Annotated in this window: 8 protein-coding genes; 4 read left to right on the plus strand and 4 right to left on the minus strand. The window is 37.4% G+C overall.

The window, feature by feature from the left end:
* Positions 1-1,650: 1,650 nt before the first annotated feature.
* The gene (locus tag ABWV55_RS03745) at positions 1,651-2,238 is read right to left on the minus strand and encodes an inorganic diphosphatase (RefSeq protein WP_353292355.1); all 588 of its coding nucleotides are present in this window, start codon (positions 2,236-2,238) and stop codon (positions 1,651-1,653) included.
* Positions 2,239-6,099: 3,861 nt separating this feature from the next.
* Here ABWV55_RS03745 and ABWV55_RS03750 point away from each other — a divergent pair.
* On the plus strand, positions 6,100-6,651 hold the full coding sequence (locus ABWV55_RS03750) for a DnaT-like ssDNA-binding protein (protein ID WP_353292356.1): 552 nt from the start codon (positions 6,100-6,102) through the stop codon (positions 6,649-6,651).
* A gap of 1,055 nt (positions 6,652-7,706) precedes the next feature.
* On the opposite strand, the gene ABWV55_RS03755 is transcribed toward ABWV55_RS03750, so the two are convergent.
* Complete coding sequence (locus ABWV55_RS03755; RefSeq protein WP_353292357.1) at positions 7,707-8,114, minus strand: DUF393 domain-containing protein; 408 nt, start codon at positions 8,112-8,114, stop codon at positions 7,707-7,709.
* An 851-nt stretch (positions 8,115-8,965) separates the two neighbouring features.
* Here ABWV55_RS03755 and ABWV55_RS03760 point away from each other — a divergent pair.
* The 3 genes from ABWV55_RS03760 to ABWV55_RS03770 all read left to right on the plus strand — a co-directional run bounded on the left by ABWV55_RS03760 (position 8,966) and on the right by ABWV55_RS03770 (position 12,009).
* Positions 8,966-10,015: a GTP-binding protein gene (locus ABWV55_RS03760; protein WP_353292358.1), complete on the plus strand. Its 1,050-nt coding sequence runs from the start codon at positions 8,966-8,968 to the stop codon at positions 10,013-10,015.
* Between the two features lie 37 nt (positions 10,016-10,052).
* Positions 10,053-10,217, plus strand: coding sequence for a hypothetical protein (locus ABWV55_RS03765; RefSeq protein WP_353292359.1), 165 nt, complete (start codon positions 10,053-10,055; stop codon positions 10,215-10,217).
* Positions 10,218-10,488: 271 nt separating this feature from the next.
* The gene (locus ABWV55_RS03770) at positions 10,489-12,009 is read left to right on the plus strand and encodes an iron ABC transporter permease (RefSeq protein WP_353292360.1); all 1,521 of its coding nucleotides are present in this window, start codon (positions 10,489-10,491) and stop codon (positions 12,007-12,009) included.
* Between the two features lie 47 nt (positions 12,010-12,056).
* Here the strand turns inward: ABWV55_RS03770 and ABWV55_RS03775 are convergent, their stop codons facing one another.
* Complete coding sequence (locus tag ABWV55_RS03775) at positions 12,057-12,983, minus strand: UPF0104 family protein (protein ID WP_353292361.1); 927 nt, start codon at positions 12,981-12,983, stop codon at positions 12,057-12,059.
* A complete protein-coding gene (locus ABWV55_RS03780; protein ID WP_353292362.1) occupies positions 12,971-14,176 on the minus strand; it encodes a LarC family nickel insertion protein in 1,206 nt (401 codons plus the stop codon). The genes ABWV55_RS03775 and ABWV55_RS03780 overlap by 13 nt, the downstream gene beginning before the upstream one ends.
* Between the last annotated feature and the right edge of the window lie 2 nt (positions 14,177-14,178).

Below are 14,178 nucleotides of genomic sequence, written 5' to 3' on the forward strand. Positions count from 1 at the left end.
GGAATCTGCTCGCCGTTAATTATTTCGCAACAATCAAACAGCCCCCTCGTTTAACTAATCAAAAACTTAGAATTTTACTGTTAGATTTTTGAAGAATCTTTTCAGGAAACTGCAGACTTGATTAACCGTGTATGTTTGATGTAATTTTAACGTCAGTAGGATTAATTAGCCAGTGTACATAGCAGTGTAAATATTTATATACGACCAAGGCCAACAGCAGTTCGAACTTCTAATCAATAGATATGTAGAGCATCATGAGTTTCATCCTTGTTGTAGCTGTCATATTGAAAAAGTAGCCAGGCTACTTATGTTAATCGGACTAATTTTTCTAGATTTAACCACAAATTGTTCACCAATAATGACGAATTTATATCTCTAATAGCCAAGGATTGTAATTTAAATGCTAGACATATATCACGCGATATTAATCGACTAGGTTAAATTCAGTAAGACTCAAAAAGATTTAAATATCTCAAAGAATTGTCTTATTAGTTATACTTAATTGCGCAACCAGTATCAGAGTAGTAAAAACTGCAAAATATGTGCAATACAATCTACAAAGATATATAAAATTTGTTAATTTCGAATTATACATCACTCAGTGAAAAAATTGTAAATTTTGTCGATGTACATTAGGTTTTTAAAATCTCCTCTCTCGTCTTACATGTAAAATGGGCTAGTTAAGCTCATGATTCTTGAAGTAGCATAATTGTTACGACATTTTGTTGAACTGTCTTTAGCCTCGACCGTGAGCATCGTATCAATGCCACTGTATCACTACGTGCTAGCTCGCACCATTGAAGATGTTAAGCCTAATATTCTCAAAATTTTCTCGAAGCTACTATATTTTCATTGTCGCTGTTTTAATATTTTGATTTTGGGAAACTGTTTACCTTCGTGATGCTACATTAAATTCAGTACTTAGCAGTGATTTAAGACAACATAAATTACTTGATGAAGGAAATAAAAATCAGCAACCACTTTTAGCTCAAAAATATTGCTTATTAGAATTTGCTAAATCAGCTAATTTCAAAAACTATAAGAACTTTCACGACAAAAATTATTCTCTCATAAGTTGTTAATTAAAAAGTATCTACTAAACACACCAACAAAAATGTCAAGATAACCAACATTTTCAATATCTATTAATATTTTTAGAACAAAACATTTTAAATTGACTGCACAAGATGATGATCAAGTAACTGCTGTTCATTAATATCTCAATTACCTGAAAATTAAATACCAAGATTTATATCTGCGCCGAGGAGTGTGTAATGCTCAAGGATTGCCATTATGATGATTAATAATAGAAACTAAAAACCTTCATTTATTCTAGCAATATAAATTGACTGGAAAACAATAGCTATTATTATACTGCAAAGGTTATATAAATAGCACTGTCTGAAGTAAATAGTACTAGTTTCAATAGAAAATAAATTCAGAAATTTCTAACTCAACTGATTTTAAAGGTTTAAACAATTTTGCTATTTATATAAATTGACTATGCTATAGTTGCACTCTCACAAAATATATATCGCAGCAATCCTTAATATACAGTAAAAGCAAATATGCTATTTCAGTGAATATTGACCAGCAATAAGCTATAAAAAATACGGTTACTTTATTTGATTGCCTAATAGATGTATAGAATTAATCAATGAGCTTCGAGTCAATTTCTTCCATGTAGCGAGCCTCACAGTTCTTAATTATTTCTACAGCCTTATCAATTCCAAAGAAACCATTCACTGTACAAGTGCCAGGTTTTTTCATATCTTTATAGTGTTCCCAGTAATAAGTCGTTTCTTTTTTCCAGTGACTGCCAAGATCCTCAAAACTCTTGATATGGTCCATGCGCTTATCATCAGCCAACACAGCAATCACCTTATCGTCAACTTCTCCCCCATCATTAAATGTCATTACGCCGATAATACGAGCTTCTACGATCGATCCCGGAACTAGAGGTTCTGTGACATTAGCAATCTCAATATCAAGGGGGTCGCCATCTTCATCCCATGTTCGAGGGATGCATCCGTAGGCAAAGGGATAGGATAGAGACGAATAGCCAACACGATCCAGTTTTAGATGGCCAGTTTCATTAATTAGCTCATATTTATTGATTGTATTGGAGTTGAGCTCTACAATCGCGTTAAGACAAAGCTTGGCTTCATCAACAAAAGCTGATAACACGTGTAAAAGATTGGGCATGCTGCGACTCGGAGCCTGATTAAGATTGGCCATGAATGGCAATTAATGGCGTCAAGATCCTACGAGGGGAGTTTATCCCTTCAGCTGCCAAATCGAAGAAACATGAAGTCGTGTAGGTATTGAAAATATATTCACACATAAATGGTTAAACTCGACTACTATGGCTGTCGTTGGTATTGGCTAGCTTTTAAAAAGCTGAAGCGATATCTTAGCACTTAAACTGCTACCATATGCTATTAGGCTTTCGTGACTATAGCGAATCATAAATGATTTACTTTTAAGGGGCTTACATGACAGAATTATTAGAGTGAAGACATCTAATCATTTCTTTGACATCACAGCTTGCTGATTGTCTAACACAGGTAGATAGCAAAATTCTGAACTTGTCTATCAAACACAAGTTCAAAAACGAAGATAAATCTCATAAGCTTTGTAATAAAAAGTATTAATACTTATGCACTATTAAAAATATGTGCGATTATATGTCACTAAATAAAAATAATTCTTCTTAATAAGGTTCCGTTATTTAAAAACTATCTAAAAAATTTTTAGATGTTATTTAATAAGTAGATTAAAGGATAAACCCTAAATTTAATCTCTTACCTAATTTTATCCTTTCACTAGTTAACCATTAAATGATTGAGTTTAAGATTAAATACTTGATTTTTCGTAGTAAAATTAATCGTTCGCAAAGCAAAATTTCTAATACAAAGTAACCATATAAATATTAATAAATTACTAATAAATCATTCTACATAATTATGTTAAAAAGTAAATTTTTGCTAATAAAATAATAAAAACGATGTAAAATTGAAACTGATTTTCAAATTTAGCTAGCGTTTTATTAATTATGGTGAAAAATATTTATGTTATCAATTAATATTATATTTAGTAATTTACAAAAATTGAGAATATATTGACTAATTTAAATATTTTATTATTAAAATAATTAAGAGGAAGTTATTGATGTGGTGAGTTGTAAAAGGATTCTAAATAATCAGTATATATAAAATTTATCTTAATGCAAAGTATTTGTATCTAGAGTGACAAACTTTAAATTGCGGATAATTTGCACTTCTTTAAAATTTTTGTGATCAAAAGGCGTGTCTGTAGAGTCGTATCAGTCCTAATCCTTCACGTATGCGCTGCGCTTGTACCGCTATGCTTACTTTACTTTAGGGTCAATTAATGAAGACTATAACAAATAATCTTGACTAGTCTACATAAAGTTTATTATTTATGAGCTTAGTTTGACTGAAACTTCAGTTATGATAAAAGATATTAAATAACAATTAATAAAAATAATTATCAATGACTAATTAAATAGCCTTATAATTTAAGATCGAATTGATAATATTTCTGTATTATTAATATCTAATTGATTAAAGATAAGTAGCAGCTACAAATACAAACATATAATAAATTACTAGCAATATAATTGTAAAAATTAGAAGTTCTGACAAAGTAATCACTAATAAAAATGACATTAGCAATTTAATAAATACGCTTGATTATGTAATTAATCATGATATATACGTCTATTATGCAGCTTAATAGCTGAAGAAAATAGAATCTAAATTCGCTAGTCTTAAAATCTAATACTAGTATTAAACTATCTAAACAAACATAATAATTACTTTTAGTATTAAGAAACGAATATTAAACACAGTAGTTACTGATTATTTTAATTTTTTAGCAAAATGTAAAAGAGAATGCTTCAAATTTTTTAGCCTCTATTACATCATGTAGATAACTCATAGAATTCCTAACATATATACCGCATTTAATTATGTTTTAAGTTATTAACTTTATTCTGAAAATTATACGTTAGTATCCAACTAATTAAAAATCTATCTAGGGATATTTTTATAACTATTGTATTAACAATATTGTATCGGTTGACTTTTACTTTACTCAAAAAACATATAACTTTCTTATAAGTATATTTTTAATTACTTTTTTATTAGAACTATCTTTAATTATTCAATAAATAACTATTCTAAAGTAATAAATTGTATGGACAAAAGTTAGAATTTAACCATAACTAAAAATTTTATATAGAGCTTTAAATTTATGATTAGATGTAAAATTCGATACACTATTTTTAACAGAACTGAGTTAGGTTATATGAAAAGCAATAATCAACTTTTATATATAAAAAATTAAATTTAATCGAATTAATGTGTATGAAAATCCACCATTTATTGAAAGTACATATCTACTATTTTATTAGCAAAATAAATATTGATATAATCAAAAATTATATTTTAATAGATAGTATAAAAACTATAGCAACTTATACAGCTAATCTAGGAGTTTTTAGCAAAAAAGTGGCCTAAAAAATTAGGATACACGATTAAAACTTATAGATATATGTATTATTAATACTGATAAGCTATGATAATGTATGGTAAATATTTTAGTCAAATTATCGGCAAATGATAATCTTACTAAGAAATTCATGGTTCTTATGAGATGAATAGCTTAAAAGTTTATTCGAAAACTAATGGTTAATGTCAAAATACGGTCAACTCAAAAAATTACTATATTAGATATGTCAATTAATTTAGTGATAACTAGTATTATTTAGAGAAAACTTTTTATTATTGGTAATACTATTTTGATAGAGTTGAAGAATCAAATAAATATTTGTAAGATTTTAATCCTAAAAAATAATCATAATCATTGTATGTGAATCTAGTTTAGTGCTGTGACTTATAATTTTATATCCTGTTTTTGTGATAATAATGTTCAAATTTATACATTTTTCTATTAACCTGTTAGCTTGATAAAAACTATTGTTAAAAATAACACTAACTAAAGTAATAATAGTTTAGTAGCTAACTATTTGGATCTGTAACGATTGCTGCTAATAATTAAATTATAATTCTTATTTACTGGTGCTTTAACTATGTAAATAATAACTTTTAAAGATGAATATAGGTTTTATTTTTATAATTACTATTTATATTGATTCTACTAAATTTATTAGTAAACTACTTATTTATATACTATTTATTTAACTTAAAAAATCATCTATGTAATATTAGCGATAGACATTTATACTACTGTGTTCTCTATTATTACTGATTTTAGTTATTTTTGTTATTTGAATGCAATTCTTAGGACTAACAAGTTTAATAAATTAAGTGAGTATTATCATGAATACGATGTTAACGTAATGCGTAGTTTTATATATATCTAGCTACTATAATTTTGTGTCTTGAAGTTATTAACTTTAGCACTAAATAGAAATAATTAAATTATCTAAAGTGACCTAAATGTTAATGCAATTGGCATTAAATTTGCTTGTGTTACAGGCACATATATTGTTGTTAACGTAGCATTTTATCCCATAAAATGGGTGAAAAAATACTTTTTGCTATTTGATAGTAAATATATTATTCTTATCAGATATTAATAGAAATAGCATGTTTCCATTAATTGTATTAAATTATTGCTATAAAATCGACTTATTTCCAAATACTTGCATAGTTTCTATGAATTAATGCTAGTAATAAGTAGATATAAATAATAACATAACTAATACTGAGTTAAAACCGGTACTAATTTAGTAATTGATATCTGCATGACAAAACACAGTTGAAATCCTTGTCAATATCTAGTTTTATTAGTTTGGTTTAACTTGGTTATTAGGAATAAAATAATCTGCATCAAATAGTTGTTTTTTAATTGTTTAGATCAACTCAAGTTGACCGTATACGATCTAATGACGAATCTCGTTAAGCTATACATCGAATTTTGTACCGAAGCACCTGATAACCATTTGTTTTAAGACGGTAAATCCATGATCCACGTAGTATTTGAAATAGCCGGTCAGCTGCAAAATGTCTTGAAGCTGCAAGGCTACAAAGTTGTTGCGGTTTTTCTCTCATGACTAATCTTGACTCCTCCCTCTCTAAGGAATCCAGCAATAGTTATGTTGATCAGGTTTTTGCTGATGAGTATGCAGCGAACCAGCCTTGGGCTGATAAGTGGGCGGCATTAACTGACGATCAAAAAGCGATGTCTTTAATTAGAGCAACATCATGGATGGAGACACTCAATTATTCAGGCAGCCGTTGCACTACGACCCAGCGTTTATCATGGCCCCGAACAAATGCAAGTTGTGACGGTGTTCCGGCTACTTGTGATGTTATACCTTATTCTATTCGCCGGGCAGAGGTTGAGCTTGCTTGGCAGGCTCATCAGAACCCCAACGCGATCATGAGTAGCGATGATAGTGCATCTGTCGGTACCTACGCGAAGCATCAGGATTCAGATTCGTCTATCGTCGAGCATGATCAATGCCAAGGCATATCAGTCACAGACTGTAAGGATTTGTCGGTGATTACAGCTTTCCCTTGGATTAAATGGTTAATTGGTTCCTGGATTGGTAACGAAATCAACGATAATGTCAGTTTCGTATTAAGATTGCGATCATAATCCTAAAATTAATATCATTTTATTATCTATCAGTCACCAGAATAAGTACTATTTGTTGGGTAGCTAGACTGACAATTTAGCTATTAGTGATTCAACTATCTGCAAACAATTAATATAAAATTAAAGTAATATTAGCGTTGAAACTTAAAATCTTAGGAGCATCGTAGTGCGTTGTATGATGGAATAACTTTAAGCAAAAAGTAGTTATTTATTTTATGAAACATTTTTGGAATCATTTGAAGAAATTTAATTAAAAAGATAAGGATTAATGATCAGCTTTGACCTGAAAGAAATATTTAACTATGGTAACCTTATATGTTTTTAGATATTTCTAAGTCATACGCTAGTTTCGATAAATATACGATTAGCAAACGTATAAAATATTATCTGAGTAACTTAAGTTTACTTAACTGTGGGATTATCGGATTAGATATATAGTAAAAACTAGCAGACTTGATTATTTTTAAAGGTTAGTTTAACACTTATTTAAAAGTCAGCTTGCCTAAGTCCTTTGATACATAGCCAACTAACCAATATACTCGAAAGATTTTATAAGCTGTCAAGATTAACGTTTATATCATCTCTGAATTATTAATACCTTAGTTGGTTTGCATATACTTGATTTCGCTAGGTCAACAACTTTAAAATTTTAAAGCGACAAATACAAGTTAAAAATATGCAGTAGTTGACCTAATACAGTAATTAACTAAATTTTATCAGATAAATTATAGTGCTGTTGCGGTTTTTTAATAATTCTAAAAATATAATTCTCGGCCGTAAATACATCTTTAACCTGGGTATAAAAATTATGTTTATAATCCAGCCTTTGAATGAGTTAAATAAATATAAAAGATATACAATAGTTAATATAGTTGGTTTTATTATTGGTCGGAGCAGAATATGCTAGTACTTAATGTATTTAACTAATAACTAATGATTAATTATAAAAAATTTTTTGAAGAGGTTAACTTTATTTATTTAATCCTAGTCATGCATAGTTGGAAAAAGTTACTTAAGGGTAGTACAGCTTAATATTGTTTTTACTTCCCATTTCTTCATAACGGGACACAACGATCCTTGCAAAGCGTATCTATATTATCTCGGCCAGTCCATTGAAGGCGACGCGACGCCCAAAATGCATAGATAATATCGGCTAAAGGTTTAATAAGAGGCCAACGGGTTGGAGCATAAAGCCAACCCAAGCCAATAAGTAAATAAGCTTCTCGAAATACAGCCATATCTCGGAGTACTTCTCCGTTAGCTGTTAATGCATGGATTCGTCCCATAGCAACTCGGTAACTAATATTCGCATAAGTAGAGGGGGTATAATCTGGAGAATCGATATTAACAAAGGCAATTCTCTGGTCACGATCTCGGCTTTGAAGAAAACGAACCTCTCGCATACAAAGTGGACACCCACCATCAAAAAGCATTGTGAGATCTGGCTGATTAGAAGAAAGCATGGTGGATAGTCGGCAAACTGCTACTTTGAGTTAACCGTTACAGAGAACCACCATTCTAGATAAATGCCACGCTACTTGCGGCAAACAGTATTTAGGGAATTTAGCTGGAGCTGTACCGTTAGAGCATATAACAGATTTCTCGAACCAGGCTCTACGTTAGTTCAAACTATTAGTTGCTCTAGAAGTAGAAATCGACTCGTCTTATTGGTTGCTTATTATAACATCAAATGACGGGATTGTACTGAGGTACCCTATGGTGCACTGTTTGCCTCCGCATAAAAGCTAAACCAACGCAAATTTTTATTTAAGGATCTTTTATAGGGTTTGAGCACTTGTGCCGTCGATACTTTGCCAAAGCTTAGATCTGTTCTCGTGATAACAAAACAACCAATGACATGACTGCTGATGCCCGCACAGCACTCACCGATTAACATATCTCTACCTTAAGCATCGATGGTAGCTGACATAAGTTCCCGCGGATTTGCTAAGCAACCTATTTGTTGAAATGTCACGATGCATTCCTGTGAGAATTTTTGCCACTGGATGAGTAAGAAAAACGTCCCTGCAAAAAGTCTGACAGGCTTCGATGATGAGATTCAATCTCGACATAAAACGCAGGTTTAAAGCAAGAACAAACGCTTCCTAACCCTTGTTAAAGCTTTCGGGTTTATGGACCTAAGTAACTCCGCTGGCAAAAGTGCGCAACCACGATTTCAAATAGAGCAGCGTCTACAACCGTGCGACCACTTAACCCGCCGCTCATGATTTGGATGGATTAAATACCTTAGATATGAACTTAACCTCAGCAACCCACGTTTTACTGCCAGCATGAGTGCAGAACACTTTTAGCCATGACCACAACCCCTGCCCCAGCCGGGGTACCCGTGACCATCCTCAGTGGTTTCCTGGGCGCTGGAAAAACCACGCTGTTGAATCACATTCTTAGCAATCAACAGGGTATGAAAACAGCCGTTCTTGTCAATGAATTCGGTGAGATCGGCATCGACAATGATTTGGTCGTAACTACTGAAGAGGAGATGGTTGAGCTCAGCAATGGCTGCGTTTGTTGTTCGATCAACGGAGAGTTAATGGAAGCCGTAGAGCGGATTCTTGATCGACCCGAACCGCTCGATTACATTGTGGTAGAAACTACAGGCCTTGCAGATCCATTGCCAGTAGCGATGACATTCTTGGGCAGTGAACTGCGAGGCCAAACCCGACTAGACTCAATTATCACTCTAATTGATGCGGAAAATTTTGACGAGAAATTGATCAACACCGAGATAGGTAGAGCTCAAGTGGTCTATGGAGATATACTTCTTCTCAATAAATGCGATTTGGTTTCAGAAAAGCGGCTCCGTGCTGTTGAACAATCACTGCGTGATGTGAAAAGTGATGCTCGAATCCTGCGCTCGGTGAAGGGTGACGTTCCATTAGCTCTACTGCTAAGTGTTGGTTTATTTGAGTCCGACAAAGTCACCGGAATAGAAGTCGACAGTAGAATTGAGAGCTTTAAACATGAGAATCAGTATGGCCAAGGTCATGTGCATAGTCATGGACATGATCATAAACATGGGGATGCGCATCATTTAGAAATCGAGGGCTTTACATCACTGGCTTTTCAAAGTAATGGTCCCTTTGCTCTTCGCAAATTTCAGAATTTTCTCGACAACGAGATGCCGGCAGAAGTATTTCGAGCGAAAGGCATCCTTTGGTTCAAAGAAAGCAAAAAACGTCATATTTTTCACTTAGCTGGCAAGCGCTTTTCTATCGACGACTCCGAATGGACAGGTGATCACAAAAATCGGCTTGTGTTAATAGGCCGAGACCTTGACCACGCTACGCTGCACAAACAACTACAAGCCTGCGTAGCGACCGATCTTGAAAAGGGTCTTTTCTGAACAGGCGCGGTGAAAAAAAGCTGACTACTGTGGCTCCATGCAAGACACCTTGATGGATGAGCCCTTCGTCCTTGTTACCCTGCTTTTGGTCACCACAATTCTATTGTGGCTTTTGGCTGATTCTGATGACGACAATAGTAGTGGTGGTGGTTTGAGACAACCGATTTTCATCACCATTCCCGTACCTCATAATCGGCACTAAGCCTAGTTAGGGCGTGTTTTGCAAATCTTCGCTGATACAGAGGTATTTCGCTGACTTTCCCATGATCATAATACGAGAACAAGCTCCATATCGCAATTATTTCGCCGCAATTTCAAGCTTCAATTTCAAAACTAGTTTCATTAGATTTAGAGATATTTTTGATAGCGATAAAGATTTTATTAAAAATAAAATCCAATCAGGGCAGGGTATATGTAAACGAAAGTTTTCCCTTCTAGTTCACATCTACTACTTAGCCATCGTCTAGATATAAATGAGTCGACAGTTATTAAGTTGTTTATCAGCAGGATTGGCATTATTAGCCTTGTGGCCTCTATTCAACCTGGTAGGGGAAGGTCTACGAAGTTTTATGACTGACCCAACCGGTCTGGGTCCCGATGGTGGGCGTCAAATTTACGGCACTGCGATGCTGCTTGTAAGTAGTGCTCTGATTGGAACTATTATTGGAACTGCCAACGGCTGGCTGCTCATCAATTGCCGCTTTCGTGGTAGACGATGGCTACGCATCACACAATTTATTCCACTAGCAACTCCAGCTTACCTATTGTCTGCCACTCTTATCGACCTGGGTAGCCGCCAGGGATGGCGTATCCACGGAATTGGATGGGGAATTATTGTGATGGCATTGACAACATACCCCTACGTATTTCTTCTCAGCACTGAAAGTTTTGCTGTGAGCGGACGGCGCTCGCTGGAAGCTTGCCTAAGCTTAGGGATGGGACCCTGGGCGGCCTTTCATAGGATTGCTCTTCCGATTGCCCTACCGGCGATCGCAGCCGGAGTCGCCCTAATGGGAATGGAAATTATGAACGAATTGGGAGCCGTCCAACTCCTAGGAATACCTAGCTTGTCGGCAGGAATTCTAGAAGCTTGGCAAGCGGATGGCAGTCCTACTGGTGCTATTCGTTTGGCTCTTATTACTTTCATGATTGTATTGGGTCTCATAATATGCGAACGACGACTGCGTCAACACGGTCGCCGTTGGAGTGATAGCACCGCGAAGGATGATGCTATAGCGTGGGAACTACGTGGCACCCGAGCTTTAGCAGCACAGCTTCTCGCCTTTGTACCGCCACTGATCACCTTGGGAACCCCTTTAATTTGGGCTGTAACCAACCTAGATCAGCTACAGAGTAATCTTACCGACGACCTGTTTCAACTTAGCCTTCGCAGCCTTCTTCTGGCGCTTACCGCATCCATCCTGGCTGTTAGCTCGGCGCTGCTGCTAGCTATTGCCAAGCGATGGACCGACTCTCCTTGGTTACATAGCCTCATGTTTTTTGCGGGGATGATTTACGCTGTCCCGGGCACTGTTTTAGCTCTAGCTCTGCTATTAACAGGAGCTCCCTGGCAGATCGCGCCTATTGTTCTTTTGCTATGGGGTTATAGTAACCGATTTTTGGCTGTGGCAAAGGAAGGACTTGATGCAGCCCTTGAGCGTATAAGTCCCAATCTTGATGAAGCTGCGACGATCATGGGTTTCGATTGGCAACACGTATTGCGTCGCATCCATCTACCACTGCTAAAAGGACCCATAATTGTAGGTTTTCTTCTGGTATTTGTTGATACAGTAAAAGAGTTGCCACTCACGTTTGCCCTACGCCCCTTTGACTTTGACACACTTTCGATCCGTGTGTACCAATGTGCAAGCGACGAGCGCTTAGCTGAGGCCTTGCTACCAGCACTGATGATTCTCGCACTTGGACTCATAGCTGCTGTGGCCTTAGTCCCTACTTTTGATCACCCTCCCAGTCGAAGATTACTGGATCCTTAGCGCGATACAAAATTGAGCCAAGCGTAAGCATATTACTGAACACTTAGTCAGATTATCGTTCTGGTTCGCACTGCACTAAAGACGCGATGACCACTCAGGATTCCGACTGCCAATACGTCGGCCATCGTAGATATAATCCGATGACTAAACGTGATCATCAGGAGTGGTGCTTCCTCTACCGATCCGCTAAGGCGAAGTAGCAAGATGGTTTCAAATACTCCCAAGCCGCTAGGGGCGCCTGGTGTCATCAAACCAATCGCATAAGCTAAACCAAAGGCGGCCAGCCAATGCGATATCTTTGGCTGATATATATCAAACGCCTGAACACAACAAAAGAAGCCTGCAAAGCGAAAGAGTACAAATATTGTTGCTGCCATGAGGGGCGTCCAAGGGTACCCTTGATGGTCACTGTTTTCTGTGATAAGAGAACTCATACCAGCCGACTGCAGCTTAGAAGCCTTCGAATGCTTCAACCATTGCAAGATCGGCTCTCTAAAACGAGGTATCATTGTCAGCGCTGGTAGTGGCGCAAGTATCACTAGGCCGCTTTGCCATCCCCCAACTATAAGCGTTAGTAGAGACGCCGCGATAGTTAAGAGGGGATCAAGGATGACGCCTGTTAGAGCAGGACCTGCTCCAATTGAGGAGCGAAGCAAGCGGATGCGCTCTACCAGATGCCAAATGCCGCCAGGCAAGTATTTACGTAAATTGCTACGAATAAATAAGGGCACTACGGCAAGATCCTCAGACAGCCAACCAAGCCAATCCAGCACTGTTCGCCAGGCCCAGCCATTGATCAGGATGCTTAACCAAGTAAGACCCAGGCCAAGCATCAGCCATAACCAACCTTGTACATCCAGGCTTTGCTGACGTAGTTGTACACTCTGCCGAACAAGGGTTACTGTGATGAAGACCAAGCTGATCGGCGTGATCCACAACTTTAGTGAACGTAGTCTGCCCGTCACCACATCCATTTCTCTTCACTGCTGAATGGAGCAGTTGCGGCGGTAGCACGTAAATCCGCTAGGGAACAACCTGTACGACGGCTTAACAGTCCCAACTCATCCGCTTCAAGCTTCACCGTGAGATGTCCATTGGGTCGCTTCACCTGTTTGGCAGGGAGTAGACCCCACTGGGTATCTAGCAGCCCCATTCGACGGGGTAATAACCATCGACCCTGTCGACGTTCCCGTAAGCCAAGGCTGCTGCTGGTATCAAGCCAGACATGCCGGACGGCTACTGCATGAGCATCGTCCACCAAAGCCATGACCCCATGACCACAGCGTCCCTTTTTCATTATCAATGGATGGATAGCTACATCTATGGCTCCTGCTTCGCGCAGCCTTTCCATCAGCAGCGCTAGATCCTCCGGAGTGGCATCATCTATCCAGGCTTCCTGGACAATTACAGCTTGACCAAGAGGAGCGTTAGCAACGTCTGATTCGGATGAACCGAGGATTAGCCTTACCAGGTTAGGACGATCCAACCGAAGATGACCGAGGCCAACGCCTATAGATTCTGGAGTGAAGATAAATGGCGGAGCGAAACAATCAGCTAATACTGCCATCAGAGCTAATCCAGTTGGTGTTACTAGCTCACCGTTCGGACTATCGTTAGTCTGCTGTAGTGGCACCCGATATCGACGTGCCAGTTCCAGAACAGCAGGCACTGGGACTGGCAGAAGACCATGAGCTGTGGAAACAGTGCCGCGGCCTGTTGGAAGCGGGGAACAGCAGATCCACTCAGGATTGACTTGCTCAAGAGCAGCGCATACCCCCACTACATCTACGAAGGCATTTACCGTGCCAACCTCGTGAAAGTGTAAGGCGTTCATCTCGATGCCATGCGCAATGGATTCCGCTTCTGCAAGAGCAGTAAATACAGCCAGTACCCGATCCTTAAGAAGAGAGTTCAGTGGTGCCCCAATGATTTGGCGTTGGATCTCAGACCAATGACGATTCGAAGGCTGTGTTTTCAGACTCGTCACGCTAAGACGACGTCCGCGTAGGCCACCACTGCGATCCTCGATGACGTCTATGCAGTAGCAGCCGGCAAAGCCTAAACGATGGAGTGGTTCTTCGATGACTGACAGCGGTACCCCAAGGTCGATAAAGCCAGCCAAGAGCATGTCACCGGCCAACCCGGTAGGAGCGTCAACCCAAAGCATGT

Source organism: Synechococcus sp. M16CYN (assembly GCF_040371545.1).
Lineage (GTDB): Bacteria > Cyanobacteriota > Cyanobacteriia > PCC-6307 > Cyanobiaceae > Parasynechococcus.